This window comes from Qipengyuania sp., assembly GCF_048550555.1.
Classification (GTDB): Bacteria; Pseudomonadota; Alphaproteobacteria; order Sphingomonadales; family Sphingomonadaceae; genus Qipengyuania.
The window spans coordinates 180604-206439 of sequence record NZ_JBLYYF010000015.1 but is presented as its reverse complement, the minus strand read 5'-3'; the positions used below and the strand labels follow the sequence as shown (position 1 = coordinate 206439).

Here is a 25836-nt window from a genome sequence, read left to right as displayed (position 1 = left end):
GAGGAAGACCGACTGATGCTGCTGCGGCTGACCGAACAGGTCGGACGGATCGCCGAGCGGCTGGAGCGGCTTTCGCCCGGCCAACGCGAGGGCGGCGGCGCCTTCCGCCTCGAAATGCCTGCGCCCGGATGGCGCGGCGAAGGGCAGGATTACGCGGTGCCCGGCAAGAATGAGCGGCCGCGGCTGCCCGATGCGGCCACGATCCGCCAGCTGATCAAGGCGCGCCAGGCACGGATGCGCTTCTTCGATGCAGAGCTCTTCGCCGATCCCGCCTGGGACATACTGCTCGATCTCGCCGCCGCGCGGGCGGAGCGCAAGCAGGTCAGCGTGACCTCGCTGTGCATCGCCGCGGGCGTGCCGGCGACCACCGCGCTGCGCTGGATCGGGCAGATGGTCGAGGCCGATTTGCTGGTGCGCGTATCCGACCCGCACGACCGCCGCCGCGCCTATATCGCGCTGGCCGACAACACCGCCGATGCGCTGGCGCGCTATTTCGCCGAGGTCGGCGCGAGCGAACTGGCGGTGGTGTAACCTACCAATAGTCCTTCATCAGCTCGCCGACCCATGCGGGCTGGCGGATTGCGCCGCGCGGCAGGAATTCGCGCATCAGCGGCTTGATATCGAGCACCGGTGTGCCGTCGATCGCGTCGAGACCCTCCACTTCCACGCGCAGGCCGTCGACTCCGATGATGCGGCAGGTGGTCAGCCCGATGCGGTTGGGCCGGTTCTTGCCGCGCTGGGCGAAGATGCCGACCAGCGGCCAGTCGCTGCGGCCGCGCGGATGGCGCGCGCCGGTCTCGATCCGTTCGGGCGGGACCTTGTCGAACAGGAAGACCACTTCCGCATGGCTGAAATCGGCAAGCCCGGCGAGGGCCTCGGGGCCGAAGCGACTTTCGTCGAGCTGGATGACCGCGCGTTCCTTGCCCCAGTCGTCGTCGATCGCCTCCGCTCTCGATCCGCGCACATGGCCGATGGGGGTTACGGAGTAGTCCATCGGCGGTCTCCTATGCGCGGCGCAGGATCACGGTCAGCCCGCTGGCGGGCGGGTCGGCGGGCAGCGGCAGGCGTGTCGCATCGGCGCGCGCACGGATCAGCAGCGCTTCGGGCACGTCGGGATCGTGAAGCACGGTGTCGGCCATGCCCAGCGCGCGCGCCTGATGCAGAGTCAGGTCGTCGGGATCGTCGCTCGCAAGTGTGACATCGAGCACCTCGCAATCGCGCGTCGCGCTGCGCCCCGCGAGCCAGCGATCGACCGCGTCGCCGTCCTGCTGATCGAAGGGATCGAGCGCGCCGCCCTGTTGCAAGGCTTCGTCGAGAGCGCGGCGACGGGCATCGGCCTGCGGAAAGCGCGCGCGGATGCCGTCGCGGGCCGCCTCGAGCGCGCGCGCCAGTGCACCGAGCCCTTGCGGCAGCAGCGCCTCGAGCCTCAGCCTGACATGCTTGGCGAGCCCGGCCGATGCGCCGCCGGTGCTCACCGCCACCAGAACGGGATCGCGGTCGAGCACGCTCGGCAGGGTGAAGTCGCACAGCTCGGGACGATCGGCGACATTGACCAGCAGCCCGGCGCGCTTGAGCCGCAGCGCGGCGGCCTGGGCTGCGCGCGGGTCCTCCAGCGCGACGAAGCCGAGCCGCGCGTGATGCGCCTCGGTCTCGGGACAGGGCACGCCGCCCGCGCGCGTCACCAGCCGCGCCTTGGCCTCGGCCATCTCGCCGCTGCCGACCACCACCACGCGTTCTCCCGCGATCCGATGGAAGAGCGGCAGGCTATGCATGGCTCTTGGGCATCAGGCGAGCCACTCCGGCACGCGCTCGGCATCCATGATCGCCGAGGCCGCGATCCGGTCGGCGACCACTGCATAACGATCGCCGTCGACCAGCACTTCGGCGACGAAGCCGCGCGAATTGTAGGACGAGGCCATGGTTGCGCCATAGGCGCCGGCGGTGCGGAACACGGCGAGGTCGCCCGCCACCAGCGCGTCGCAGTCGCGGTCCATCGCGAAGGTGTCGCCGGTCTCGCAGATCGGGCCGACGATATGCGCCGTCATCCGCTCGCCGCTGGGTTCGACCGCGTCGAAATCGTGCCACGCGCCATACATCGCGGGCCGCGCAAGGTCGTTCATCGCCGCATCGACCACGACGAAGGGCGGGCCGTTGCCGCTGCGCTTGGCGCGGATCACGCGGGTCAGCAGCACGCCGGCATTGCCCGCGATCACGCGGCCCGGTTCGAACATCAGCCGCACGTCCCAGCCCCTGGTCACGCGCGCGACCATGGCGCCATATTCGGCCGGCGCCGGAAGCTCCTCGCCCGCCTTGTAGGGCACGCCGAGCCCGCCGCCGAGGTCGGCATGCGTCACGCTGCAGCCCGCCGCGCGCAGCTCCGCGATCAGCGCGCCGACCTTGCCGAAGGCGGTTTCGAGCGGTTCGAGATCGGCCAGCTGGCTGCCGATATGCACCGCCACGCCGCGCATATCGAGGCCGTCTTCCTGCGCCAGCCGGGCATAGATCTCCGCCGCGCGGTCGAGCGGGACGCCGAACTTGTTCTCGCGCTTGCCGGTCGAGATCTTCTCATGCGTGCGCGCATCGACATCGGGGTTGACACGCAGCGCGCAGGCCGCGCGCTTGCCATGCCGCGCGGCGATGGCGGCGAGTTCATAGCCCTCTTCCTCGCTCTCGATATTGAACTGGCCGATATCGGCCTCGAGCCCCTGGAGCAGCTCGGCATGCGTCTTGCCGACGCCCGAGAACACGATGTCCTCCGGCTTCATTCCCGCCGCCAGCGCGCGGGTCAGTTCGCCGCCCGAGACGACATCGGCGCCATAGCCCTCGTTGGCCAGCACCTTGAGGACGGCAAGGTTGGGATTGGCCTTCACCGCGAAGGCGATATGCGGGTTTTCGAGTTCGCCGAGCGCCTCGCGGAACACGCGCGCATGGCGCTCGAGCGTGGCGCGCGAATAGATATAGACGGGCGTGCCGACCTCCTCCGCGATACGCGGCAGCGGCACGTCCTCGGCGTGGAGCACGCCGTCCCTGAGCTGGAAATGGTCCATGGCTGCCGCCTCTGCCCAATGACGCGCGGCCTGTCGAGCAAGCCTTGCTTGCCCCGCAGAAATTACTCGGGCGGCAGGTCGAAAGGGTCGTCCTCGCGCTCTTCCGACCGCGTGCGCAGTTCGACGCTGCGATCAGGCGCTGCGGTGGGCGGGAGCGCGAGCAGTTCCTCCGAGGTCGGCTGCGCCTCCGCGCCATAGGGCGCGGGCGGCAGCGCGGTCCCCTCGACCGGTTCGAGCGCGGTCTTCTGCCCGCAGGCACACAGGCTCAGCAGGGCGGCAAGGGCGAGGGTGCGGCGCATCATTTCTCCATGCCGAGGCGCTGTTTCGCCGCGGTCACCTGCTCCCTTACGCGAACCGGCGCGGTCCCGCCATAGGAGGCGCGCGCGGCGACCGAGGCATCGACCGACAGCGCATCGAAGACCCGCTCGTCGATCCGCGCGTCGATGGCCTTGAGGTCCTCGATCGAAAGTCCGTCGAGCGCCACGCCCTTCTCGTCGGCCAGCTTGACCGCCGCGCCAGTGATGTGATGCGCCTCGCGGAAGGGGATGTCCGCCTGCCGCACCAGCCAGTCGGCGAGGTCGGTCGCGGTGGCATGCCCGGCTTCGGCGGCCTTGCGCATGCGCGCGGTCTGGAACGCGCTGTCGGCGACCATGCCCGCCATGGCGGCAAGGCTGAGGTCGAGCAGGCCCGCCGCCTCGAACACCGGCGGCTTGTCGTCCTGCATGTCCTTCGAATAGGCTAGCGGCAGGCCCTTCATCGTCACCATCAGGCTGGTCGCGCAGCCGATCACCCGCCCGGCATGCCCGCGGACCAGCTCGGCGGCGTCGGGATTGCGCTTCTGCGGCATGATCGAACTGCCGGTCGAGAGCGTGTCGGGCAGCTTGACGAAGCCGAAGGGCTGGCTCGCCCAGATGATGAATTCCTCGGCCAGCCGGCTGAGGTGGAGCGAGCACTGGCTCGCCGCCATCAGATAATCGAGCGCGAAGTCGCGGTCGGAGACCGCATCAAGGCTGTTGCGTGTCGGTCGCGCGAAGCCGAGCGCCTGCGCGGTCATGTCGCGATCGAGGTCGAAGCCGGTCCCGGCGAGCGCCGCCGAACCGAGCGGGCATTCGTCCAGCCGCGCCAGCGCGTCGGCAAAGCGCGAACGGTCGCGCATCAGCATCTCGAAATAGGCGAGCAGGTGGTGGCCCAGCGTCACCGGCTGCGCGGTCTGCAGGTGGGTGAAGCCGGGCATGATGCTCTCGACGTGTTCCTCCGCTCGCGCGACCAGCGCACCGAGCACCGCGTCGATCCCGCCGACGGCGCGCTGCATCGCGCTGCGCACCCACATGCGGAAGTCGGTCGCCACCTGGTCGTTGCGGCTGCGCGCGGTGTGGAGGCGCCCTGCGGCCGGGCCGACGATCTCGGTCAGCCGCGCTTCCACCGTCATGTGGATGTCCTCGAGGTCCCAGTCCTCGGGCACGCCGTCGCGTTCGTATTCCTCGGCGACCTGCCGGAGCCCGTCGTCGATCGCCTTTGCATCGGCCGCGCTGACGATGCCCTGCTGCGTCAGCATGGCGACATGCGCGCGGCTGCCGGCGATATCCTCGCGCCACAGCGCCTTGTCGAACGGAATCGAGGCGTTGATTTCGCGCATGATGGCGCTAGGGCCTTCGGCGAACCTGCCGCCCCACATCGAATTGGAGCCCTTGGTGTCCCGTTTTTCGTTCACGCTAGCCATCGTCCTCGGTCTTGCTGTCGCGGGCTGCGATAGGGGCGCGCCCGAACCGGCGCAAGAAAGCACCGCTTCTTCCGCGTCGAAGGCCGAGATCGATCCGGGTGAAGCGGGTACGCCGATGCCCGCCGCCAATGTGGCCGATCCCGACGGGCGCGTGCTCAACCTTGGTGCGCTGCGCGGGACGCCGGTGCTGCTCAACCTCTGGGCCACCTGGTGTGCGCCCTGCGTCAAGGAGATGCCGCTGCTCGACGCCCTGGCCACCGAATACGACGGGCGCCTGCGGGTGGTGACCGTCAGCCAGGACATGCAGGGGGCGGAGAAGGTAGAGCCCTTCTTCGCGCAGGCTGGTTTCGCCAGGCTCGAACCGTGGATGGACCCCGAAAACAACCTCGGCTTCGCGATCGGCGGCGGGGTGATGCCGACGACGGTGCTCTACGATGCGGCGGGCAGGGAGGTCTGGCGCGTTCAGGGCGAATACGACTGGGAAAGCGAGGAAGCGCGCGCCGCCATCGATGCGGCGATCGCGGGGTAGTGGGGGGACGCGCCCTTCGCTTGCGCGCGGGAGTTTTCGTGCGAAGCCATCCCCCGGATGCCTTCGTCCAGCGAAAACTGGTGGGCGCTGACGGGCTCGAACCGCCGACCCTCTCGGTGTAAACGAGATGCTCTACCAACTGAGCTAAGCGCCCGCTCGCCTTGCGGGAGTGCTGCACATAACGTCCAAATCCTCAAAATCAATTGCCGAGATCGCGCCGCGGGGGCTAGGCCGCGCGGCATGACCACGAGGCTCACCGTTCTCGCCACCGGCGGCACCATCGCCGGGATCGCCGGCTCCGCCATCGCGCATGATTATCGCGCGGGCGAGATCGGGATCGAGGACTATCTCGAACGCGTCGGCGGGCTAGGCCTCGCGGCGGAGCTGTCGGGCACCCAGATCGCCAATATCGATTCGGCCGATATCGGCCCCGATGTGTGGCACCCGCTCCATGCCGCTGCGCTGGCGGCGCTGGATGACGCGGGCTGCCAAGGCGTGATCGTCACCCACGGCACCGACACGCTCGAGGAAACCGCCTTCCTGCTCGACCTGACATTGCCGGCGACCAAGCCCGTCGTGGTGGTCGGCGCGATGCGGCCCGCCGATGCGGTGGGCTATGACGGCCTCAGGAACTTCGCCAATGCGGTGCGCGTGGCGAGCGACCCTCAGGCGGCCGGGCGCGGCGTGCTGGTGGTGATGGGCGACCGCGTCTTCGCCGCGCGCGACGTACACAAGGTGCGCACGCGCGGGACCGAGGCGTTCCGTGGCTTTCCGCGCGAATCGGTCGGACTGGTCACGCCCGCCTCGCTCGAATGGTTCGGCGCGCCGTGGCGCAGCGACAGCGGCGCGGCCTTCACGCTGCCCGACAGCCTGCCCGAGGTCGCGATCCTCTATGTCCATGCCGGTTTCGACGGCGTGAGCGTGCACCGCCAGTTCGCCCCCGAGACGCGCGGCATCGTCGTTGCTGGCGTGGGCGAGGGCAATATGGCGGAGCACGCGCGGTCCGCACTCGTCGAACTGGCCGTACAGGGCATCCCGGTGGTGCGCGCGAGCCGCCTTGACGAGGGGCTGGTCGACCGCGAGCCCGAGGACGAGGCCAATGGGTTCGTCGCCGCGCGTGCGCTCAACCCGCAGAAGGCGCGCATCCTGCTGCAGATGCTGCTGGCGGACGGGACCAACGATCCCGCCGCCATCCAGCGCGCCTTCGACGGGCGGTAGCAACTACGTTATTGCGAGCGGCGAAGCCGAGCGGCAATCCGGAGTGGCACCGACCCGCCGGGGATTGACCGTTCCGGGAGTTACCCGTTGGGAAGCACGAGATATTTCTCGCCGGTCTTCATCCGGCGATAGTCGAGGATCGAATCCTTGGTCAGCATGCCTTCGAGATCGACCTTGGTCTTGTAGCTGCTGGCGAAGGTGGTGGTGAGGTTGTCGAGCACGCGCTGGCGCATCCGCATCACCGTTTCCATGCCCGCGGTCTGGAGGAACGGCGTCAGCAGCCAGCCCGACAGGGTCCAGCCGAAGCCGTAGCTCGGCGTCAGCGTGGTCGGCCCGAAGTCGAGGCGCCCATAGATGAACATGCGCTTCGCCTGGTTGGAGCCGTAGCGTGAATATTCGGTCATCTTCGAGACGGCGACCTGTTCCATCGCCTTGAAGCAGGTGTCGACCATCTGCCCGCCGCCGATCGGGTCGAAGCCATAGAAGGCATCGGTCTCGTCGATCGCCGCCTTGAGCTGGGCCATGAAATCGCCGTCCGACGAATCGACCACATGCGTGGCACCGAGACCCTTGAGCAGGTCGGCCTGTTCCTGCTTGCGCACGATGTTGACGAGGCCGAGCCCGTCCTCCTGGCAGATCTTGACCAGCATCTGTCCAAGGTTGGAGGCGCCGACCGTGTGGAGGATCGCCTTCTGGCCGTCCATCTTGGCGTTCTCGGCAAAGCCGAGCGCGGTCATCGGGTTGACGAAGCTCGACGCGCCTTCCTCGGCGCTGTGATCGCCCAGCGGCAGGCACATGGCCGCGTCGGCCAGAGCGTATTCGGAATAGGCAGAGCCGGGCACGCAGGCGACGCGCTGGCCCATCAGCGCCTTGGCCATGTCGCTGTCGCCCGTGGCGACGACGGTGCCGGCGCCCTCGTTGCCTGCGGGCAGGCGCTGGCCGTGGCGCGCCTTCTGGCCGGAATTGAAGGGCTCGGGCATCTTGGCGACGACCTTGCCCGGCGAATAGTCCGCATTCTCGAAATCGGCCGCGCCGGTGAGGATCGCGAGGTCCGAGGGGTTGATCGGCGCCGCTTCCATCTTGACCAGCACCTGGTTGCCGGTGGGATCGGGAAACTCGCTGGTGGCGATCTCTACGGTGAGCGTGCCGTCGCTTTCGAGCGTGGTGAAAAGCTGCTTGCCGGTGGTGGTCATCTTTGGCGTCTCCCTATCTTTCCGAAGTCATTGCGAGGAGCCGCAGGCGACGCGGCAATCCATGCGTTTGGTCCGTGGATTGCTTCGCTACGCTCGCAATGACGGGAAAGAAAGGGTTGCTCGAAAAAACTAGTCGTCCGGATAGACCGCCCGGACGAAGTAGAGGCCAGCCGATGGCGCGTTGAGGCCCAGCGCCTGCCGGTCGCGCGCGGCGAGTGCCTCGGCGACCTGCTCCTCGCGCCAGCGGCCCATCCCCACGAGCGCGAGGCAGCCGACCATGCTGCGCACCTGGTGGTGGAGGAAGCTGCGCGCCTCGGCATGGATGCGCACTTCTTCGCCCTCACGCTCGACATCGAGCCGGTCGAGCGTCTTGACCGGGCTGTCCGACTGGCAATGGACCGAGCGGAAGGTGGTGAAATCGTGCAGCCCGACCAGCGCCTGCGCGGCGCGATGCATGGCCTCGTGATCGAGTTCCTGCGGGACAAGCCACAGCCGGTCGCGGTCGAGCGTCAGCGGCGCGCGGCGGTTGGCGATGCGATAGACATAGGCGCGCCCGACGCAGGAAAAGCGCGCATGCCAGTCGTCGGGCACCACCTCGCACTGCGTCACCGCGATGGGATCGGGCCGCAGATGCGCATTGAGCGCCTCCATCAGGCGGAAGGGCTTGATGGCTTTCGCGATATCCATGTGGCTGCGCATGGCGAGCGCGTGGACGCCGGTGTCGGTCCGGCCCGCGCTGTGCAGCCGCACCTCCTCGCCCAGCACGCGGAAGGCGGCCTCCTCGACCGCCTGCTGCACGCTCGGCCCGTCCTTCTGGCGCTGGAGTCCGAAGAAGGGCGTGCCGTCGAATTCGAGAGTGAGCGCGAAGCGGGTCATCGGTCCAACCGTCGGCGCGTGGCCTTCGGCGGGCTCAGGCTGAGCGGGTTTTGGCTATGTACCCTCATCCGCTCATGCTGAGCCTGTCGAAGCATATTCGCAAACATCACCCCAGCACCGTGCCCTCGGCCACCGCATTGCCGCGCAGGAAGGTGTCGAGGTCCATCCTCGGCTTGCCCGCGCGCTGCAGTTCGACCGGGCGCAGCGCACCTTCGCCGCAGGCGATGGCGAACCGGTCGTCGAGCACTTCGCCGGGAGCACCCGAACCCTCCACCAGTTCGGCGCGCAGCAGCTTCAACCGCTGTCCGTCGAGTTCGAACCACGCTCCGGGGAAGGGCGACAGCCCGTGGACATGGCGAACCACTTCCTCCGCCGGGCGGTTCCAGTCGATCCGCGCCTCGGCCTTGTCGATCTTGGCGGCATAGGTCGCTTGCGCATCGTCCTGCGGCAGCGGATGCAGCACGCCGAAATCGATCAGCGTGCCGACCATCAGCTGCGCGCCGATCTCGGCCAGCTCCTCGGTCAGCTCACCGGTGGTCTTGTCCTCGATCGGCGTGCGCGCGAAGGCGATCATCGGGCCGGTGTCGAGCCCGGCCTCCATCTGCATGATCGTGACGCCGGTCACCGGGTCGCCCGCCATCACCGCGCGGTGGATCGGCGCCGCGCCGCGCCAGTGCGGCAGGATCGAGGCATGGACGTTGAGGCAGCCAAGCCGGGGCGCGTCGAGAATGGCCTGCGGCAGGATCAGCCCATAGGCCGCGACCACCGCGATGTCGGCGTCGAGCGCGGCGAAGGCCGCTTGCTCCTCGGGCGATTTGAGCGATGTGGGATGGCGCACCTCGATGCCGAGATCGCTTGCGCGCTGGTGCACCGGGGTGGGCGTCAGCTCCTTCCCGCGCCGCCCTCCGGGTCGGGGCGGCTGGGTGTAGACGCAGACCACCTCGTGCGCGGCATCGACCAGCGCCTGCAGCGTCGGCACAGCGAATTCGGGGCTACCCATGAAGATTATGCGCACAACTTCGCTCCGTTCGCCCTGAGCCTGTCGAAGGGTCTTTCTCTGTTCCGCCCGCGCCCCTATCTGTGCCGCCATGGCATCGCAAGAGATCGAGACGCTGGCCGCCGCGCTGGCCCGCCTTCCTGGCCTCGGCCCGCGCTCGGCGCGGCGCGCGGTGTTGTGGCTGGTCAAGCGCCGCGAGAGCGCGCTGCCCGCGCTGCTCGAGGCTCTGGCGACGGTGGGCGAGGCGCTGGTCGAATGCGACACTTGCGGCAATGTCGACACCACCAACCCCTGCGGCATCTGCGCCGATCCGCGCCGCGATACCAAGTCGCTCTGCGTGGTCGAGGACGTCGCCGATCTCTGGGCGCTCGACCGCGCGAAGCTGTTCACTGGCCGCTACCATGTGCTCGGCGGCAAGCTCTCGGCGCTCGACGGCGTGCGGCCCGAGGATCTCAATATCGCCAGCCTGCTGGCGCGCGTGGAAGAGGGCGGGGTCGACGAGGTGGTCCTCGCGATGAACGCCACGCTCGAAGGCCAGACCACCGCGCATTACCTCGCCGAGCGGCTCGAGGAGCACCCCGTCCGCATCACCCAGCTCGCCCACGGCCTGCCCGTGGGCGGCGAGCTCGACTATCTCGACGAAGGCACGCTGGCGCAGGCTTTGCGCGCAAGGCGGCCGGTGGGATAGTGGGCTCGCCTAGAACTTCAGAGCTTTCCTAAGAGCATCAGTCACCTGATCAAAGGCTTCCCCTGCTTTGATCTCAGCTAGGTCTCTGAAATCACGAAGTGTCCCGAGATGTGCTCCACATGAGGCGCAGGTGATCTCTGCCGCCTCGCCCAAGGCCTCATCATACGACATTTCCGCCGATCCGCAGTTTCCGCAATTCGCGGTTATCGTTCCGATCGTCTCACTCGACATCCGATTCTCCATTTTCACTCTTTGTTCTATACATGAGGATCGCGTGAAATCGAATAATTGAAAGTCGCCGATCCACAGACTATCTGAGCACCCATGGCTATCCGTGAAATCCTCGAAGTGCCGGATCCCCGGCTCAAGGTCGTGTCCGAACCCGTCACCGAGTTCGACGACGAACTGCATGAACTCGTCTCCGACATGTTCGAAACCATGTATGCCGCCCCCGGCATCGGCCTCGCGGCGATCCAGGTCGGCGTGCCCAAGCGCGTGCTGGTGATCGACCTCCAGCCTGAGGACGAGGAAGCCGAGGGCGAGGTCTGCAACCACGGCGGGCACGAACACGTCCATTATCCGACCAGGAAGAAACCGCGGGTCTTCGTGAACCCCGAGATCCTCGACCCGGCGGAGGACCTCGCGACCTATCAGGAAGGCTGCCTCTCGGTCCCCGACATCTTCGCCGATGTCGACCGCCCGGCGACCTGCCGCGTGCGCTACCAGGACCTCGAGGGTGAGACCCACGAAGAGGACATGGACGGGCTGATGGCCACCTGCATCCAGCACGAGATGGACCATCTCGAAGGCATCCTCTTCATCGACCACCTCTCGCGCCTCAAGCGCAACATGGCGCTGAAGAAGCTGAAGAAGCTGCGCGAAGCGGCGTAAAATTTAGCGGGTTGTTCCAATCTCGATGTCTAAGAGATAAACAAAATTGGCACGAAGTTCGGCCTATTTTGCCCCTGACTTGACAAAACGGTCAATTTCAAGATCAATCAGTCGGGATGGAACTTCTTGATGGATTGAAGCCCCCTGAGGCTCCGCGCTTTAGGTCTGATCAAGTCGCAGATGGACAGCAGCTTCTCGCAACGACATTTGGTCACAATGTTTCATCATTGTCCGACTATTATCGCGATTTTGCAAACGCGGTCGCGTTAAAAGATTGGTGTCGAGCTGCTGAAAAGGAGCTGGACCATTCTAGGTTGATAAGCGATTGGCAGTTCTTGGCGGCACGAGGGGCCGTGGTGGCGCTTTACAACTACCGGATGGCCCTGACAGGAATTGATCGTGGTATTCGACGATTTGATGAATGGGCTGCATTGACCGAGCGCAAGAAATTCGACGCCGCGCGCGAAGAGTTTAAGGAAAGATTTCCCAACACGACAGAAATGCGTCAGTCGATACTTCACTCGGCTGAGCTTTATCAGAACGAGGGAAAGCTCAAGGTAAACAATGCCAATAGAATGCAGAGTATTGCCGTTAGTGTGGATAATTGTGGGATTGTAATATATTCTGGTGGAAGTCTTATAGACGATGTCTACGAGACTTCATTCGGGGGTCAGACGTATCACCTCCCGCTTACGGCGGAAAAAATATTGGAGCTTCGTAAGATAACACTTGAAGTCTTTGATGCTTTTGAGAGAGTGCCGCAGTAAAAATTCCATTGGGATAACAGGTCGCTGAGCTAGCGTTCCCTCTCCGTTCCGCCTAATATGCCGGGCATGGATCCCACGCTTCTCGCCATCATCACCCTCGTTCTCGGTCTCGCGCTGGGTTATTTCCTCGGCCACCGCTTCGGCTCTGCGCCCGTCAAGGACTGGCAGGCTCGCCATGGCGAACGCGATGCCGAGGCCAAGGCGCTCGACGAGAAATTTCGCCAGGCGATCGTCGATCTCGAAAACGCCACCGTGCGCGCCGAGCGGGCCGATGCGCTCGATGCCGAACTGCGCGAGACGCGCAAGATCCACGAGGGGGCGATGGAGGAATTGCGGCGCAGCAATGGCGCGCTCACCGCCGAACTCGCCACGCTCAAGGAAAAGACCGCCAATTTCGACGAGCAGAAGCGCCTTCTGATCGAGGCGCGCGAGGAACTGCTCAAGGAATTCCAGAACACCGGCTCGGCCGTCCTGACGAAGGCGCAGGAGGCCTTCCTCGAACGCGCCAACGAGCGGCTCGGTCATTCGGAAAAGACCAGCGAGGAAAAGCTTAGGGCGCTGCTCGACCCGGTCGGCAAGCGGCTCGAGGCCTACGAGAAGCAGGTCGCCGCGCTCGAGGAAAAGCGCACCGACGCCTTCGGGCGGCTCTACCAGCAGATCACCGAGATGCAGCGCGGGCAGGAAGAGGTCCGCCGCGAGGCGCAGCGGCTGGGCAACTCACTGACCAACGCGCCCAAGGCGCGCGGGCGCTGGGGCGAGCGGGCGCTGCAGAACGTGCTCGAACAGTGCGGCCTGTCCGAACATACCGATTTCCACCTCGAACATTCGATCGAGACCGATGAAGGTCGCCTGCGCCCCGACGCGGTGGTGCATGTGCCCGGCCAGAAGAAACTGGTGATCGACGCCAAGGTGTCGCTCAATGCCTATCAGGCTGCCTTCGAGGCCGATGACGAGAACGAACGTGTCCGCAACCTCGACCTGCACGCCAAGAGCATGCGCAACCATGTCCAGACCCTCGGATCGAAAAGCTACCAGAGCCAGTTCGACGACACCCCCGACTATGTGGTGATGTTCGTGCCGGGCGAGCATTTCGTCGCCGCCGCGCTCGAACACGACCCCGAACTGTGGGATTTCGCCTTCCGTAACAAGGTGCTGCTGGCGACGCCGACCAACCTCGTCGCCATCGCGCGCACGGTGGCGCAGGTCTGGCGGCAGGATAAAATGGCAGAAGAAGCCAAGGATATCGGCCGACTTGGGGCGGAGCTCTACGATCGTCTGGCGAAGGTCACCGAGGACCTTGGCAAGATGGGCACGCACCTCGGGCGTGCAGTTTCGAGCTACAACGATTTCACCCGCAGCTTTGAAAGCCGGGTTCTGGTGTCCGCCCGCAAGATGCAGGACAAGGGTATCGAAATCGGAAAGCGCGAGATCGCGGATGTCGATATGATCGAAGCGAATCCTCGACCCCCTGAAACCGCGCAGATCGAGGACCGGCGCGACGTGGCCGAATAGCGCGCGTCAGGTCGCGGCAGGTTCGACCGGGCTTGGGCGAGGGCGGGCGAGGCGCTTCGCCAGCCAGCTCCGCACCGGCCTGTCGTAGAACGCATCGAGCGCCAGCGCGGCGGGCACGAGCAGCGCGGCGATCGCGAGCCGCGTCGGCACGTCGTCCGCGAGCGCGATCAGCGGCACGTGGATGCAGTAGAGCGGGTAGGACAGCGCGCCCATGCGCTGCCAGAAGCGCGGGAAGGGCATTTCGTAGCGCGTTCCCACCCAGACCAGCGCGGGCAGCACCACCAGGATCGCGAGCGTATCCCACAGCGCGCGTTCCGCTCCGTCGAACCAGCTCGCACCGAGCAGGACGAGCGGCATCGCCAGTGCCAGCTTCGCGCTGCGGCGGACGGGCGCGGCCTGCGCATGCCAGCGATAGAGCAGCATGCCCATGGTGAAGGAATAGAGCGTGCGCGGCACTGCCCAGCCAGAGCCGACCCAGTGCGAGCCGAGTTCGCGCGGCCAGGGACCGGAGAGAATGGCATAGGCGAGTAGCGCGCCCGATACCGCGGCGACCGCCACGAGCCGCCGCGTCGAGAGGCCCGCGAGCACCAGTGCGAAGGCGGCATTCGCCAGCACCTCGGCGAGCAGCGACCAGAACGGCGGATTGGTCGGGAACAGGCCGTCGCTCATGATGTCCGGCACGAGCAGCAGAATGTTCGGATTTCCGCCGTGAAGCAGGATGCCGAGCAGGCCACCCACCAGCATCATCGGGTAGAGCCGGGCGAAGCGCGCCTTGGCGAAGCCGCGGAAGGACAGGCCCCGTGCGAGGCGATCCCCGAAGGCGAGCGCCATGACGAAACCGCTGAGGCAGAAGAAGAAATCGACCGCCAGATAGCCGCCGGGCATGCTCGCACGCGAGACGTGGAACAGCATCACCGCGATCGCCGCGATCCCGCGCAGGCCGTCGAGGGCGATGAAGCGATCGGTCTGGTTCATGGGCATTGGCCGTCAGGCCTAGCCCCGCATGGTTAAGATCCGCTTGCCGGACGCATCTCTCGACGCCGGTCGTCCACTGCCACTCGCAGCGGGACAAGGCGACGGGCTCAGCCCGCTACGGTATCCGCCCTCAGCAGCGGGAAGAGATGCGCGACATAGTCCGCCTTGCCCAGCTCCACGCCCTGATTGCGCAGGATCGCATAGGCCGCCATCAGGTGGAAATTGAACTGTGGCAGCGCCCAGTCGCGGACATACTGCTCGGCGGTGAAATCGAACACCATTCCGTTGGGCAGTTCATGTGCGATCGCGCTGGAGGGCGCGCAGTCGAGCGTCGCCGGATCAATGCCTTCGATCCATTCGAGCGTCTCGGCGATCCGTGCGTGCGCCTCGGCCAGTGTGCCCGGATGGTCGCCGGCATTGCGGCCTTCCTCGAGCAGTACGGCGGTCTGCGGTGGGAACTCCGTCCCCGCGAGTCGCGAGACACCTTCGAGCGCCTGCACGCAGCAGAATCGCAACTGGGTGGCGAGCGGGAACATGTCGGGCGCGAGCCGCGCGGCGAGCAGCGCCTCGACATGCTCCGCCCCGTGCTGTTCGCGCGCCTTGTCGAGCAGACGCGTAAGGCAACCCAGCATCTGGCGATAGGTGGGCACCAGCATGGTGGCGAGGGCCACCCCGTTCCCCTTGGGCATCTGCCTATCCTTCCATTCCGGCGAGGACCTCGTAGCCCAGCACCGCCGCCGCCACCGCCGCGTTGAGGCTGTCGGCGCGCCCCCTCATCGGCATGGTCACACGCAGGTCGCAGGCCATCTCGTAGTCCTCGGGCAGGCCGCGGCTTTCGTTGCCGACCATGACGAAGCAGGGGGCGGCATAGGGCGCGCCGCGATAGGGTTGCGCCTCGCGCAGGCTCGCCGCGACCAACTGCCCCGGACCGCCGCGCAGCCAGGATTCGAACTCGTCCCACCGCGCCTGGGCGATAGCCTGCGTGAATACGGCGCCCATGCTCGCGCGCACCGCCTCGACGCTGAAGGGATCGGCGCAATCGTCGATCAGAATCAACCCGCCCGCGCCGATCGCGTCGCCGGTGCGCAGCATGGTGCCGAGATTGCCCGGATCGCGCAGCGCCTGCGCGACCAGCCAGATATCGGCGCCCGACCGGTCGAGCGCGGCGAGCGAGGTGTCGAATTCGGCGAACACGCCCGCGACCGCCTGCGGATTGTCCTTGCCGGTGATCTTGGCGAGGATGTCGGCGGTGGTTTCGATGACCTCGCCGCCGGCGGCCTCGACCGCGTCCTCGAGCGCATCGAGCAGCGGATGCGGGTCGCGCCGGTCGGCCAGCACCAGAACCTCGGGCACATGCCCGCATTCGCGCGCATCGGTGAGCAGGCGCAGCCCCTCGGCGAGGAACTTGCCCGCAGCCTTGCGGTGCTTCTTCTCGCGCAGCGCGCGCAGCGCCTTGACGGTGGGATTGGAAAAGCCGGTGATGTGGCGGCGCTCGGCCATGAAGTTACGGCTCCCCGAAGCCGTCCTCGACCATGGCGGATAGCTCTGCCATCACCGCATCGGCATTGTCGCCCGCGACGATGAGCTCGATCGTGTCGCCCTTGGCCGCGCCGAGCATCATCAGCCCGAGGATGGAGCCGCCCGCGGCCTCGTTGTCGCCCTTGGCGACGCGCACGCTGCAGCCGTTCGGCAGCTCGGCCACGGCGTTGACGAATTTCGCGCTCGCCCGCGCGTGCAGGCCGCGCTGGTTGACCACCTCGATGCTCTTGCGCAGCTCGCTCAAGAGGCTTTCCGCGCGCTTGCGAGGTCCTGGCCGAGGAATTCGCTGGCCACGGTGATGTAATTGCGACCCGCTGTCTGCGCGGCGTGGACCGCATCGACCACATTCATGCTCTTGCGCGCGCCGGCGAGGCGGATGAGCATCGGCAGGTTGATCCCCGCAATCACCTCGATATGCCCCGTGTCGAGCAGCGAGATCGCGAGGTTGGAGGGGGTGCCGCCGAACAGGTCGGTGAGGATGATCGCGCCCTGGCCGGTATCGACCTGCTTGATCGCATCGGCGATGTCCTGGCGCCGGCGCTCCATATCGTCATTGGGACCGATGCAGATGGTGGCCACGCCGTCCTGTTTGCCGACGACGTGCTCCATCGCATCGATGAAATGCTCGGCCAGTTTGCCGTGGGTAACGAGGATCATGCCGATCATGCAGCTTCAGTTCCGTTTGCGATGCCCGAAGAGTGTGCCTGCGTGGCGCTTAACCATTCCTTGCCCCGGGGTCTAGCGGCGCTCGAGCGGGTCGGCGGGACGCGATCCGAGGTTTCGGTGGATGACCGTGGGCGAAAATCCGGCCTCGCGCAAGACCTCGGCGGCGCGTTCCGCACTGTATACCGAGCGGTGTCTCCCTCCGGTACAGCCGAAGGCGATGTTGAGATAGCTGCGTCCCTGCGCGGCATAGCGCGGTATGACTTCCTTGAGCAGCTCGACGATCTTGGCGAAGGCCGGGGCGAAGGCAGGATCGGCGGCGATATGCGCGCCCACGGGTTCGTCGAGCCCGGTCTGTTCGCGCAGGCCTTCGATCCAGTGCGGATTGTCGAGGAAGCGCATGTCGAAAAGAAGATCCGCCAGCGGCGGCATGCCGCGCGCGAAGCCGAAGCTCGACACGGTCACCGTCATGTCGTGTTCCGCATCCTCGCCAAAATGCTCGCGCACGGTCTGTTGCAACTGGTTGGTTGCGTAATCGGTGGTATCGACGACGATATCGGCCCAGCGGCGCAGCGGCTCGAGCAGTTCGCGCTCGGCCTTGATCCCGTCATGCGCCGGGCGCCCGCGCGCCATCGGATGCGGGCGGCGGGTCTCGTTATAGCGCCGCTCGAGTTCGCCGCTCCCGCAATCGATGAACATCGTCGTCACCTCGGTGTCGGCGCGGGTCTCGTATTTCTTGAACAGCTCGATGATCTTCGCCGGGACGAAGCCGCGGGTTCGCGAATCCACCCCGATCGCAAGCCGGGCGTTTTCGTCCCCTTCGCCGACCAGCCGCCTGAGGAGGCGGATCGGAAAATTGTCGATCGCCTCCCAGCCGAGATCCTCGAGCACCTGCAGCGCGGTCGACTTGCCCGCGCCCGACAGGCCGGTGACCAGCAGGATGCGTTGCGTCGGGTGCGAATCGTCGGTCATCGCCGGGCTGCCTATGCCTTTTCGTCCGGCTTGGGGAGGGGGAGACCGTACACCGCCAGCGCCCGTTCGGCGCGCAGCGCCTGGGCGGCATCGCCCGGGGCGAAGGGCAGCACCGGGACGGCGCAGCCCTCGATCTCGCGCGTGGCGACCTCCATCGGGAAGCGCGGCGCGGCGGAATCGAGCACAATAACCAGCGCCACCGGGCCCTGCGCAACCGGCATCTCCACGATCCCGACGTTGCGGATCTCGATCAGCCCCGCGGTGTTGGGCGGCGGAGAGGCGAGCAGGCGCCGATCGCGGGCACTCACCGTGACCGCATCGTCGCCCACCAGCACCGCGCCGCGATCGATCAGCGCCAGCGCGAGCGAGGACTTGCCCGCGCCCGGCGGGCCCTCGACCAGGAGCACGCGGCCGCCCAGCGCGACGCCGGTGACATTGGCGAGGACGCGGCCGCTCATCGCTTGGCGGGGAGGCCGAGCTCGAGGCAGGCGCCGTCCTCGCCATCGGCGCGCGACGTTGCGACCAGCGTGCCGTCATGCGCTTCTGCGATGGTCCGCGCGATGGCGAGGCCGAGCCCCGAGTGGTTCCCGAAATCCTCTTCCGCCGGGCGGTCCGAATGGAAGCGCTGGAAGACCTTTTCGCGCTTTTCCTCGGGGATGCCGGGGCCTTCGTCGCAGATGGTGAGCGTGATCCAGTCGTCGCGCCGGACGATATCGGCCCAGATCCGCCCGTCGGGGGGAGAGAAGGAGACCGCGTTGTCGAGCAGGTTCTGGATCACCCGCTCGAGTCGCACGGGTACGCCCATGACCCGTGCCGGCTGGTCGGCACCCGAAATCTCGAGGTGCCGGCCCTCGTTCTCGTCGCGCGTCGCGCGGCTCTCGGCGATCGTGCAGAGCAGGTGCGCGAGATCGACCGGCTCGAAATCGGTGCGCGACATTTCGGCATCGATCCGGCTGGCATCGGAAATCTCGGTCACCAGCCGGTCGATCCGGCGCACGTCATGCGTGGCGATGTCGAGCAATTGCGCGCGCAGGTCCGGGTCCTCGACCCTGGCGAGCGATTCGGTCGCGCTGCGCAGCGACGCCAGCGGGTTCTTGATCTCGTGCGCGACATCGGCCGCGAAATGCTCGACTGCGTCAATCCGCTGGCGCAGCGCGGCGGTCATGTCGGAAATCGAGCGCGCGAGCATGCCGATCTCGTCGCGCCGCTGGGGCAGGCGCGGCACCTCGACCTGGCGGTCGCGGCCCTGGCGGACTCGAATTGCTGCCTGCACCAGCTCGCGCAAGGGGCGCACAATGGTCTGCGCGAGGAAGAACGACAGCAGCGTCGAGATCGCCAGCGCCAGCAGCACGATCAGCGCGACGGTCGAGCGCGCCTCGCGCACGCGTTCGGTGATGTCGATCGGGTTGCGCGTGAGCAGCAGCGTGTCGCCGTCGAGCCCGACCGGCGCCGCGGCATTGATGACATGCGTCCCGTCGGGCGCGTCGCGCAGCACGATCTGGGTCAGGCTGTCCTCGCGCGCGCGGGTCAGCTCGGGCCAGTCCTCGACATCGTCGCTCTCGGGCTCGACATAGTCGGGCAGGGCGGGCGCGCCGACGATGCGGTCGAACCAGCGGTCGAGCCGCAAGGCGAAGGCGTCGCGATCGACCTCGCTCGCCGCAGGCAAGGTGAAGCTCGGCGGGGCGAGCTGGAAACTGTCGGATTCGAGCTTGCCGTCGGGCCCGTAGACACGCAGCCTGAGGCGCTGTTCCTTGCCGATCTGGATCAGCAGCGCTTCCTGCCGTTGCGGCGTCGCCCCGGCGAGCGCCTCGGCGGTGATCTGCGCCTCGACCAGCGCCAGCTTGAAGCGCTCGTCGAGCAGCTGCTTGCGATAGGCATCGACATAGATCACCCCGCCACCGAGCAGCACCAGCGGCAGGACGTTGACGAAGAGGATGCGGCTGGTGAGCGAGAGCCGTCGCGACCAGCGCAGCTTTTCGAGCCGCGGATCGCCTTTGAGGACGCTGCCGATTTCGGACATGGCGCGGCTGCCCCGCCTCAGCCTTCGTTGAAGCTGTAGCCGGCGCCGTACAGCGTCTCGATCGCCGAGAAGGTGGAGTCGACGCTGCGGAACTTGCGCCGCATGCGCTTGATGTGGCTGTCGACCGTGCGATCATCGACGAAGACGTCGTCGGGATAGGCCGCATCCATCAACTGGTTGCGGCTCTTGATCACGCCCGGGCGCGCGGCGAGCGCCTCGAGCAGGAGGAATTCGGTGACCGTGAGCGAGACCGCCTGCCCGTCCCAGGTCGCGTGATGCCGCGCCGGATCCATGTAGAGCCGCCCGCGCTCGAGCACCTCGCCCGGCGTGTCGTCGAACTGTTCGGACAGCAGCAAGGGGTGGTGATCGTCCCCGCTGCGCCGCAGGATCGCGCGGATGCGGGCAAGCAGCAGGCGCAGGCTGAAGGGCTTGGCGATGTAATCGTCGGCGCCCATCTCGAAACCGGCTTCCTCGTCGGTCTCGTCGTCCTTGCTGGTCAGGAAGATGACCGGCAGCGGCGATTTCTCGCGCAGCCGGCGGAGGAGTTCCATTCCGTCCATCTTGGGCATCTTGATGTCGAAGATGGCGAGGTCGGGCGGGTTGGAGAGCAACGCGCTCAGCGCCGCTTCGCCGTCCGAATAGACGCGCGTGGCGAAGCCTTCGGCCTGCAGCGCGATCGAGACCGTGGTGAGGATGTTGCGATCGTCGTCGACCAGCGCGATGACCGTGCGGTTTTCCGGGATTCCCGTTGCGGGCCCCTGTGCGGGCTCTGGGCTTGTGCTGTCCATCGTCATGCTGGTTAGCCGCAATAACCCGGCAAAACAACGCGAGCCATGCCCGAACCAGACAAGTTGTCGAGCAGCCGTTTGACGGAGCGACACGGCGAGACTATTGGCGATAGTGATAGCCGCGCATTCGTATGCGCAGACGATTCCCGGACGAACCCGCACGACGCGCTGGAGGATTCAGTGACCTTTCCGCTTTCCCACTCGCTTGCCGCGCAGGGCATCGAGACTTCCGCCACCATCCACCCCAATATGACCTCGGACGAGCTGACCGCAGCCGCGCTCGCCAGGGGCGAGGGTCGCCGCGCCAAGGACGGTCCGTTGGTGGTCGAGACCGGCAAGCACACGGGACGCAGCGCGAAAGACAAGTTCATCGTCCGCGACGCCGAGACCGAGAACACGGTGTGGTGGGACAACAATGCCTCGATGAGCCCCGAGCATTTCGCCGCGCTCAAGGAAGATTTCCTCAAGGCGGTGGCGGACAAGGGCGACCTCTATGTCGCCGACCTGTTCGGCGGCTCGCAGCCCGAATATCGCGTCAACGTGCGCGTCATCAATGAACTCGCCTGGCACAACCAGTTCATCCGCACGCTGCTGGTGCGCCCGACCGAGGCCGAACTCGAGGGCTTCGTCCCCGAATACACGATCATCGACCTGCCGACATTCCAGGCCGACCCCGAACGCCACGGCACGCGCAGCGAGACGGTGATCGCGGTCAATCTGTCGGAAAAGCTGATCCTGATCGGCGGCACCAAATATGCGGGTGAGATGAAGAAGAGCGTCTTCGGCATCCTCAACTACCTGCTGCCGACCAAGGGCGTCATGCCGATGCATTGCTCGGCCAATATCGGCCCCGACGGCAAGAGCGCGGTTTTCTTCGGCCTCTCGGGCACGGGAAAGACGACTCTCTCGGCCGATGCCAGCCGCACGCTGATCGGCGACGACGAGCACGGCTGGTCGGACACGGCGGTCTTCAATTTCGAAGGCGGCTGCTACGCCAAGATGATTCGCCTCAATCCCGAGGCCGAGCCGGAAATCTACGCCACCACCAAGATGGAAGGCACCGTGCTCGAAAACGTCGTGATGAACGATGCGGGCGAGATCGACCTCGACGACAACAGCCTCGCCGAGAACACCCGCGGCGCCTATCCGCTGTCGTCGATCCCGAACACTTCGGAAAAGAACATGGGCCCGCCGCCCAGCAACGTGATCATGCTGACGGCCGACGCCTTCGGCGTGCTGCCCCCGATCGCGCGGCTCACGCCCGACCAGGCGATGTATCACTTCCTCTCGGGCTACACCGCCAAGGTAGCGGGTACCGAGATCGGCGTGACCGAGCCCGAGGCCACCTTCAGCACCTGCTTCGGCGCGCCCTTCATGCCGCGCCATCCGAGCGTTTACGGCAATCTCCTGAAAGAGCGCATCGCCAAGGGCGAAGTCGCCTGCTGGCTGGTCAACACCGGCTGGACCGGGGGCAAGTACGGCACCGGCAGCCGCATGCCGATCAAGGCGACGCGCGCGCTGCTCAACGCCGCGCTCGACGGATCGCTCAACGACGCCGAATTCCGCAGGGATCCGAACTTCGGCTTCGAAGTTCCGGTCAGCGTCGACGGCGTCGACAGCGGCATTCTCGACCCGCGTTCGACCTGGCCCGACAAGGACGAATACGACCGCACCGCGAGCAAGCTGGTGCAGCTCTTCGTCGACAATTTCGAACCCTTTGCGGCGCATGTCGACCAGGGCGTGCGCGACGCGGCGCCGAACACGGCCGTCGCCGCCTGACAAGATCGGCTCCCGCGGGAGCCTACGCGTTGGAGAGGAGGCCCCCGGCCGCGAGCGATCGCGGACCGGGGGCCGAAAACGTCAGGCCATGGCCGGCCCCCGCCTGGGCGCCATCAGTCAGCCGCGTCCTCTTCGTCGCCATCATCGTCGTCGTTCTTGCCGGCGCTCGCCGCGAGGGCGGCGGTCAGGTTGACCTCGTGCGGCGGGCTCCATTCGGTGCCTTCGGCGACCTCGGCCAGTTCTTCGAGATAGCGCTGCGCCGCGCGCGCCATGCTCCCGCCGTGCGGATCGGCCGCAACCGGGCCGAGCGTGTTGCGGGCAATCGCGATCTTGCCCTCGCCCGCCTGCATCAGCCCCGCATTCATCGCCAGGCTGCGGTCGAAAGGTGACAGCTGTGCAGCGCGTTCGAGCGCGTGACGCGCGGTCTCGTTGGGTGCGGCGCCGCGTTCGACGAAGCTGCGGTAGTAATAGATCAGCGGCAGCGGATGGTCCGGCTCGAGCCGGTTGAGCGCGGAGAAAGGCCGCATGGCGGCGGCGAAGGCGGCCTCTTCGTCGTCCGCCTCCTCGGCCTTGCGGAACAAGGCGAATCCCTTCTGCACCAGCGCATTCTTGACCGTGACGTCGATCGCCAGCGCGGCGTCGGCGGCAGCGATCGACGCATCGTCGTTGCCGGCGTCGAATTCGGCTTCGGCTAGCGCGGCCAAGACGCCGGCGTCGCCGGGATAACGCGCCGCGACCTCGCGCGCGTCTTCCAGGATCTCGAGCGCCGCTTCGCGGTCGACCCCGCGCTTCGACCGGATGATGGTGGGGAGCATTTCATCCATCCCCGCGCTCAGTTGCTCGACGGTGATCGGGCGGATGGGAAGCAGGTCCGGCTGGAGCACGAAGCTCAGCATTTTGCGCTTCTTGAGATAGGTATCGAGATCGCGGTCGAGCGCATGGAGGTCGCCGAACGCGATGACGGCGGCCTCGCGCGACGAAACGCCCGCGGCAATTCGGCGTGCGTATTCGAGCAGCTGGCCTTTGCGCTCGGGCGCGAAGGTGAGGTAGTGGTAGAGCGCCCAGCTGCGGCCGTAGAAATTGTCGTCCGGATTGTCCCCGCCGCGCTCGACGTTGCCGCGCGCGAGCAGGTTTTCGATCGAGACGTCGGGCGCCAGTGCGAGTTCGTAGGCGCGATGGACTGCGGGACGACCGATCTGCACCTCGCCGTCGCGCGGGAAGCGCGCCGAGGCGAAGAATTCGGCGCCGCCCTCGTTCATCCATCGCGGCATCGCAAAGCGCGAGCTGCCGATCAGGAAGTGATGGGCGTATTCGTGCAGCAGGGTGATCATCGAAAAGTCGAGTTCGCCCGAACTCGGCCGTACGTTCGGGACGAAGGCCACCGAGCTGCCGGCGCGCGGAATATAGAACCCGCCGATGTTCTTGATTCCGGCAAGCTTGCGAATGTTGCGCGCACTGCCGACCGCGTAGATCGTCACGCGGTTCGAGGGGCTCGGCGTGTCGACCTCGCGTCCGGTCACGAAGGACATGGCAGCGTGATAGCGCTCGAGCATCTCGGCGAAGCGCGCGACGTCCTTGGCGCTATCGTCTGCAAAGACGACGAAATGTTCGCTGTCCGCGCGGAGCCATTCGGCCTGCGCGGGAACGGCAAGTGAAAGTGCTGCAATCGCAGCGAAAATCCTCAGCATGGTGCGACCCCCGTCTGTGTATCGAAGTCGAGACTAGCCGGGGAACGCGAAAAATCTATGACGAATGCGTCATCTTCGCATGCTCGATATAGCGCGTGATGGTCTTCTCCAGCACGTCCATCGGGACATTGCCGCCGAGCACGACCGCGTCGTTGAAGCGCTTGAAATCATAGGCAGTGCCCAGGTCGCGCTGCGCGCGCTCGCGCTGGCCGACGATGCGGCTGTGGCCGAGCTTGTACCCCGTCGCCTGTCCCGGCCAGCTGCAATAACGATCGACCTCGCTGTCGACCTCGGTCGGCTTGTTGCCGTTGCGCGTGACGAAGAAATCGACCGCCTGCGCGCGGCTCCAGCCCTTTGCGTGGAGACCGGTGTCGACGACCATGCGGCAGGCGCGGAAGGCGAGGCTCTGGAGATAGCCGAGCCGTCCGACCGGGAAACCGTCATAGGCGCCGAGTTCGTCGGCCAGCTGTTCGCCATAGAGCGCCCAGCCTTCGCTGAAGGGGTTGAAGGCAAGGATCGAACGGATCAGCGGCAGGCGGTTGGAGAATTCGCCCTCCCATACATGGCCGGGAATGGTCTCGTGGAAGGTGAGGTCGGCGAGGTCGTACTTCCGATGCAGGTCGGTCGTGCGGAGGTTGATCCAGAAGCGGCCGGGGATGGTCCCGTCCTTGCTCCCCGCGCCGCCATAGGCGCCCGGTGCACCGGCTTCCTCGGCCGGCGGGATGCGGCGGACCTCGAGATTGGGATCGACCAGCGTGTGGAAGGCGCGCGGCATCTGCGCCTTGATCCAGTCGATCCGCTCGTGGATGAAATCCATGATCTCGGCGCGGCCTGCATCACCTTCGGGAAACTGGTAGCGCGGGTCAGCGGCGAGCGCCTGCATGCGTTCGCCCACCGAGCCGCTGGCATAGCCGATCTCGCGCAGGATCGGGTCCATCCGCGCATGCAGCGCCTCGAGCTCCTCGAGCCCCTGCCGGTGGACCTCGTCGGGCGAGAGCCGCGTGGTGGTGCTCGACCGCAGCGCCCAGTCGTAGAACTGATCGCCATGCGGCCGCGCCGAAATCCCCGGATCGTTGCTCGCCACCGCGCGCTCTGCGCGTAGTTCTTCGAGCTGGCTATTCAGCGCCCCAGCGATCGGTCCGCTTTCGAGCGTCAGCGCCCGATTGGCATGGCTTTCGGGCATGCCCTGGGCCTTGAGCTTGGCGCGCAGATCGTCGGCGAAGAGCTCGCCCTTGGCGGCGCTGGCGAGCGTCTGCTCCATCTGGCGCATGGTCTTGTCGAGCAGGAAGCCCGGCGGGACCAGGCCCATGCCGCGCGCGGCGCGAATGCGCTCGAGCTCGCCGGCGAAGGTCGCGGGCATCTGCTCCATGCGCTCGATATAGGCGTCGGCATCGTCGCCGTTCTCGACCTTGTGGTTGGCCTGCATGAAACGCGGGAGCGCGAGATATTCGCCGACGTTCTGGATCACGACATAGGGCGCGGTGCGCCAGTTGCCGACCGGCGTGTCGCCGTAGGGCAGCGCGAAGCCGTCGAGCGCAAGATCATAGGCGCTCTCGACGACCTCGAGGCTGGTCAGCGTCGCATCGTCGAGCCCCTCGCGCGGGAAGGCGCGAACCCGGGCGAGGTCCTCTCGCAGCGTTGCGGCATAGGCCTGCTGCCCCTCGGGTGACTGGTCCTCGAGCTTGCCGCGCAGGTGGTAGTGCTGCCCGGTATCGACGCCCAGCTCCGTCGCCCGTCCGGGCTCGTGTTCGAGCAGGTTGTAACCGACCACCTCGAGCAGTCGCTCGGCGCCGATAGACTGCGCGCGGGCGAGCGCTTCGGGGCGGGCGGAGGCGGCGCAGCCGGTGAGCGCGAGGGCGGAGGTGGCGCCGAGCCCGGCGAGGGCCTGGCGGCGGGTGATGTCGAAGCGGGTCTGGGTCATGCGCGCCGGTGTGCGGTGCGCGTGACGGCCTGTCAAATCGTCGGGGCGCCCGG

Annotated in this window: 26 protein-coding genes, 1 tRNA gene and 1 pseudogene; 8 read left to right on the top strand and 20 right to left on the bottom strand. The window is 66.8% G+C overall.

The features are described from left to right. Positions 1–531 (top strand): annotated as a pseudogene (locus ACN4E0_RS03585) (MarR family transcriptional regulator); the annotation flags it as partial. A gap of 1 nt (position 532) precedes the next feature. On the opposite strand, the gene ACN4E0_RS03580 reads toward ACN4E0_RS03585, so the two are convergent. From ACN4E0_RS03580 to argH, 5 genes are all read right to left on the bottom strand, one after another. After that, entirely contained in the window at positions 533–994 is a 462-nt protein-coding gene (locus ACN4E0_RS03580) for an SAM-dependent methyltransferase (RefSeq protein WP_419565635.1), read from the bottom strand. A gap of 10 nt (positions 995–1004) precedes the next feature. Next, positions 1005–1772 (bottom strand): NAD(P)-dependent oxidoreductase, encoded by a 768-nt coding sequence (locus ACN4E0_RS03575; protein ID WP_419565633.1) that lies wholly within the window; start codon positions 1770–1772, stop codon positions 1005–1007. A gap of 12 nt (positions 1773–1784) precedes the next feature. Then, complete coding sequence (lysA, locus tag ACN4E0_RS03570) at positions 1785–3047, bottom strand: diaminopimelate decarboxylase (RefSeq protein WP_419565631.1); 1263 nt, start codon at positions 3045–3047, stop codon at positions 1785–1787. A gap of 62 nt (positions 3048–3109) precedes the next feature. Further along, the gene (gene lptM / locus ACN4E0_RS03565) at positions 3110–3349 is read right to left on the bottom strand and encodes an LPS translocon maturation chaperone LptM (RefSeq protein WP_247715076.1); all 240 of its coding nucleotides are present in this window, start codon (positions 3347–3349) and stop codon (positions 3110–3112) included. Next, a complete protein-coding gene (gene argH / locus ACN4E0_RS03560; protein ID WP_419565651.1) occupies positions 3346–4722 on the bottom strand; it encodes an argininosuccinate lyase in 1377 nt (458 codons plus the stop codon). The genes lptM and argH overlap by 4 nt, the downstream gene beginning before the upstream one ends. Positions 4723–4738: 16 nt before the next feature. Here argH and ACN4E0_RS03555 point away from each other — a divergent pair, with 16 nt between their 5' ends. Next, positions 4739–5296 (top strand): TlpA family protein disulfide reductase, encoded by a 558-nt coding sequence (locus tag ACN4E0_RS03555; RefSeq protein ID WP_419565629.1) that lies wholly within the window; start codon positions 4739–4741, stop codon positions 5294–5296. 78 nt (positions 5297–5374) lie between these two features. On the opposite strand, the gene ACN4E0_RS03550 is transcribed toward ACN4E0_RS03555, so the two are convergent. Continuing rightward, positions 5375–5450 (bottom strand) — tRNA-Val (locus tag ACN4E0_RS03550). A gap of 86 nt (positions 5451–5536) precedes the next feature. Here ACN4E0_RS03550 and ACN4E0_RS03545 point away from each other — a divergent pair. Continuing rightward, entirely contained in the window at positions 5537–6514 is a 978-nt protein-coding gene (locus ACN4E0_RS03545) for an asparaginase (RefSeq protein WP_419565626.1), read from the top strand. An 80-nt stretch (positions 6515–6594) separates the two neighbouring features. Here ACN4E0_RS03545 and ACN4E0_RS03540 read toward each other — a convergent pair whose 3' ends face one another. From ACN4E0_RS03540 to fmt, 3 genes are all read right to left on the bottom strand, one after another. Beyond that, positions 6595–7707, bottom strand: coding sequence for a zinc-binding dehydrogenase (locus ACN4E0_RS03540; RefSeq protein WP_419565623.1), 1113 nt, complete (start codon positions 7705–7707; stop codon positions 6595–6597). A 129-nt stretch (positions 7708–7836) separates the two neighbouring features. Further along, positions 7837–8583, bottom strand: coding sequence for a tRNA pseudouridine(38-40) synthase TruA (gene truA / locus ACN4E0_RS03535; RefSeq protein WP_419565621.1), 747 nt, complete (start codon positions 8581–8583; stop codon positions 7837–7839). A gap of 106 nt (positions 8584–8689) precedes the next feature. Beyond that, entirely contained in the window at positions 8690–9583 is an 894-nt protein-coding gene (fmt, locus tag ACN4E0_RS03530; RefSeq protein WP_419565618.1) for a methionyl-tRNA formyltransferase, read from the bottom strand. Positions 9584–9671: 88 nt separating this feature from the next. Here fmt and recR point away from each other — a divergent pair, with 88 nt between their 5' ends. The 4 genes from recR (at position 9672) to ACN4E0_RS03510 (ending at position 13438) form a co-directional block, all read left to right on the top strand. After that, positions 9672–10268, top strand: coding sequence for a recombination mediator RecR (recR, locus tag ACN4E0_RS03525; RefSeq protein ID WP_419565616.1), 597 nt, complete (start codon positions 9672–9674; stop codon positions 10266–10268). 324 nt (positions 10269–10592) lie between these two features. Beyond that, positions 10593–11159, top strand: a complete 567-nt coding sequence (locus ACN4E0_RS03520; RefSeq protein WP_419565614.1) for a peptide deformylase — start codon at positions 10593–10595, stop codon at positions 11157–11159. A gap of 116 nt (positions 11160–11275) precedes the next feature. Beyond that, on the top strand, positions 11276–11926 hold the full coding sequence (locus ACN4E0_RS03515) for a hypothetical protein (RefSeq protein ID WP_419565612.1): 651 nt from the start codon (positions 11276–11278) through the stop codon (positions 11924–11926). 66 nt (positions 11927–11992) lie between these two features. After that, on the top strand, positions 11993–13438 hold the full coding sequence (locus tag ACN4E0_RS03510; RefSeq protein ID WP_419565610.1) for a DNA recombination protein RmuC: 1446 nt from the start codon (positions 11993–11995) through the stop codon (positions 13436–13438). Between the two features lie 6 nt (positions 13439–13444). Here ACN4E0_RS03510 and ACN4E0_RS03505 read toward each other — a convergent pair whose 3' ends face one another. The 9 genes from ACN4E0_RS03505 to ACN4E0_RS03465 form a co-directional block, all read right to left on the bottom strand. Further along, a complete protein-coding gene (locus tag ACN4E0_RS03505) occupies positions 13445–14413 on the bottom strand; it encodes an acyltransferase family protein (RefSeq protein ID WP_419565607.1) in 969 nt (322 codons plus the stop codon). 107 nt (positions 14414–14520) lie between these two features. After that, on the bottom strand, positions 14521–15084 hold the full coding sequence (locus ACN4E0_RS03500; RefSeq protein ID WP_419565649.1) for a DUF1993 domain-containing protein: 564 nt from the start codon (positions 15082–15084) through the stop codon (positions 14521–14523). Between the two features lie 22 nt (positions 15085–15106). Continuing rightward, positions 15107–15913, bottom strand: coding sequence for a TrmH family RNA methyltransferase (locus tag ACN4E0_RS03495; RefSeq protein WP_419565605.1), 807 nt, complete (start codon positions 15911–15913; stop codon positions 15107–15109). Positions 15914–15917: 4 nt separating this feature from the next. Beyond that, positions 15918–16196 carry an HPr family phosphocarrier protein gene (locus tag ACN4E0_RS03490; protein ID WP_221603146.1) on the bottom strand — a complete coding sequence of 93 codons (279 nt, stop codon included), beginning with the start codon at positions 16194–16196 and terminating at the stop codon, positions 15918–15920. Next, positions 16193–16618 (bottom strand): PTS sugar transporter subunit IIA, encoded by a 426-nt coding sequence (locus ACN4E0_RS03485; RefSeq protein WP_221603145.1) that lies wholly within the window; start codon positions 16616–16618, stop codon positions 16193–16195. The genes ACN4E0_RS03490 and ACN4E0_RS03485 overlap by 4 nt, the downstream gene beginning before the upstream one ends. 72 nt (positions 16619–16690) lie before the next feature. Next, the gene (gene rapZ, locus ACN4E0_RS03480; RefSeq protein ID WP_419565603.1) at positions 16691–17587 is read right to left on the bottom strand and encodes an RNase adapter RapZ; all 897 of its coding nucleotides are present in this window, start codon (positions 17585–17587) and stop codon (positions 16691–16693) included. A gap of 11 nt (positions 17588–17598) precedes the next feature. Further along, a complete protein-coding gene (locus ACN4E0_RS03475; RefSeq protein ID WP_419565601.1) occupies positions 17599–18045 on the bottom strand; it encodes an HPr kinase/phosphorylase in 447 nt (148 codons plus the stop codon). Beyond that, the gene (locus ACN4E0_RS03470; RefSeq protein WP_419565599.1) at positions 18042–19607 is read right to left on the bottom strand and encodes an ATP-binding protein; all 1566 of its coding nucleotides are present in this window, start codon (positions 19605–19607) and stop codon (positions 18042–18044) included. Before ACN4E0_RS03470 ends, ACN4E0_RS03475 begins: the two co-directional genes overlap by 4 nt. Before the next feature lie 17 nt (positions 19608–19624). Further along, positions 19625–20395, bottom strand: coding sequence for a response regulator transcription factor (locus tag ACN4E0_RS03465; RefSeq protein WP_419565647.1), 771 nt, complete (start codon positions 20393–20395; stop codon positions 19625–19627). A gap of 180 nt (positions 20396–20575) precedes the next feature. Here ACN4E0_RS03465 and ACN4E0_RS03460 point away from each other — a divergent pair, with 180 nt between their 5' ends. Then, on the top strand, positions 20576–22174 hold the full coding sequence (locus ACN4E0_RS03460; protein WP_419565597.1) for a phosphoenolpyruvate carboxykinase: 1599 nt from the start codon (positions 20576–20578) through the stop codon (positions 22172–22174). Positions 22175–22287: 113 nt separating this feature from the next. Here the strand turns inward: ACN4E0_RS03460 and ACN4E0_RS03455 are convergent, their stop codons facing one another. Together ACN4E0_RS03455 and ACN4E0_RS03450 are read right to left on the bottom strand one after the other, a co-directional pair. Next, positions 22288–23862, bottom strand: coding sequence for a hypothetical protein (locus ACN4E0_RS03455; RefSeq protein WP_419565595.1), 1575 nt, complete (start codon positions 23860–23862; stop codon positions 22288–22290). A 55-nt stretch (positions 23863–23917) separates the two neighbouring features. Continuing rightward, positions 23918–25783 carry a DUF885 domain-containing protein gene (locus ACN4E0_RS03450; RefSeq protein ID WP_419565593.1) on the bottom strand — a complete coding sequence of 622 codons (1866 nt, stop codon included), beginning with the start codon at positions 25781–25783 and terminating at the stop codon, positions 23918–23920. Positions 25784–25836 lie beyond the last annotated feature (53 nt).

What these genes read in the sequence shown, in the direction of transcription:
- ACN4E0_RS03580 (WP_419565635.1), bottom strand. Translation starts at nt 994, where the DNA reads ATGGACTACTCCGTAACCCCCATCGGCCATGTGCGCGGATCGAGAGCG.
- ACN4E0_RS03575 (WP_419565633.1), bottom strand. Translation starts at nt 1,772, where the DNA reads ATGCATAGCCTGCCGCTCTTCCATCGGATCGCGGGAGAACGCGTGGTG.
- lysA (WP_419565631.1), bottom strand. Translation starts at nt 3,047, where the DNA reads ATGGACCATTTCCAGCTCAGGGACGGCGTGCTCCACGCCGAGGACGTG.
- lptM (WP_247715076.1), bottom strand. Translation starts at nt 3,349, where the DNA reads ATGATGCGCCGCACCCTCGCCCTTGCCGCCCTGCTGAGCCTGTGTGCC.
- argH (WP_419565651.1), bottom strand. Translation starts at nt 4,722, where the DNA reads ATGTGGGGCGGCAGGTTCGCCGAAGGCCCTAGCGCCATCATGCGCGAA.
- ACN4E0_RS03545 (WP_419565626.1), top strand. Translation starts at nt 5,537, where the DNA reads ATGACCACGAGGCTCACCGTTCTCGCCACCGGCGGCACCATCGCCGGG.
- ACN4E0_RS03540 (WP_419565623.1), bottom strand. Translation starts at nt 7,707, where the DNA reads ATGACCACCACCGGCAAGCAGCTTTTCACCACGCTCGAAAGCGACGGC.
- truA (WP_419565621.1), bottom strand. Translation starts at nt 8,583, where the DNA reads ATGACCCGCTTCGCGCTCACTCTCGAATTCGACGGCACGCCCTTCTTC.
- fmt (WP_419565618.1), bottom strand. Translation starts at nt 9,583, where the DNA reads ATGGGTAGCCCCGAATTCGCTGTGCCGACGCTGCAGGCGCTGGTCGAT.
- recR (WP_419565616.1), top strand. Translation starts at nt 9,672, where the DNA reads ATGGCATCGCAAGAGATCGAGACGCTGGCCGCCGCGCTGGCCCGCCTT.
- ACN4E0_RS03520 (WP_419565614.1), top strand. Translation starts at nt 10,593, where the DNA reads ATGGCTATCCGTGAAATCCTCGAAGTGCCGGATCCCCGGCTCAAGGTC.
- ACN4E0_RS03515 (WP_419565612.1), top strand. Translation starts at nt 11,276, where the DNA reads ATGGAACTTCTTGATGGATTGAAGCCCCCTGAGGCTCCGCGCTTTAGG.
- ACN4E0_RS03510 (WP_419565610.1), top strand. Translation starts at nt 11,993, where the DNA reads ATGGATCCCACGCTTCTCGCCATCATCACCCTCGTTCTCGGTCTCGCG.
- ACN4E0_RS03505 (WP_419565607.1), bottom strand. Translation starts at nt 14,413, where the DNA reads ATGAACCAGACCGATCGCTTCATCGCCCTCGACGGCCTGCGCGGGATC.
- ACN4E0_RS03495 (WP_419565605.1), bottom strand. Translation starts at nt 15,913, where the DNA reads ATGGCCGAGCGCCGCCACATCACCGGCTTTTCCAATCCCACCGTCAAG.
- ACN4E0_RS03485 (WP_221603145.1), bottom strand. Translation starts at nt 16,618, where the DNA reads ATGATCGGCATGATCCTCGTTACCCACGGCAAACTGGCCGAGCATTTC.
- rapZ (WP_419565603.1), bottom strand. Translation starts at nt 17,587, where the DNA reads ATGACCGACGATTCGCACCCGACGCAACGCATCCTGCTGGTCACCGGC.
- ACN4E0_RS03475 (WP_419565601.1), bottom strand. Translation starts at nt 18,045, where the DNA reads ATGAGCGGCCGCGTCCTCGCCAATGTCACCGGCGTCGCGCTGGGCGGC.
- ACN4E0_RS03470 (WP_419565599.1), bottom strand. Translation starts at nt 19,607, where the DNA reads ATGTCCGAAATCGGCAGCGTCCTCAAAGGCGATCCGCGGCTCGAAAAG.
- ACN4E0_RS03465 (WP_419565647.1), bottom strand. Translation starts at nt 20,395, where the DNA reads ATGGACAGCACAAGCCCAGAGCCCGCACAGGGGCCCGCAACGGGAATC.
- ACN4E0_RS03455 (WP_419565595.1), bottom strand. Translation starts at nt 23,862, where the DNA reads ATGCTGAGGATTTTCGCTGCGATTGCAGCACTTTCACTTGCCGTTCCC.
- ACN4E0_RS03450 (WP_419565593.1), bottom strand. Translation starts at nt 25,783, where the DNA reads ATGACCCAGACCCGCTTCGACATCACCCGCCGCCAGGCCCTCGCCGGG.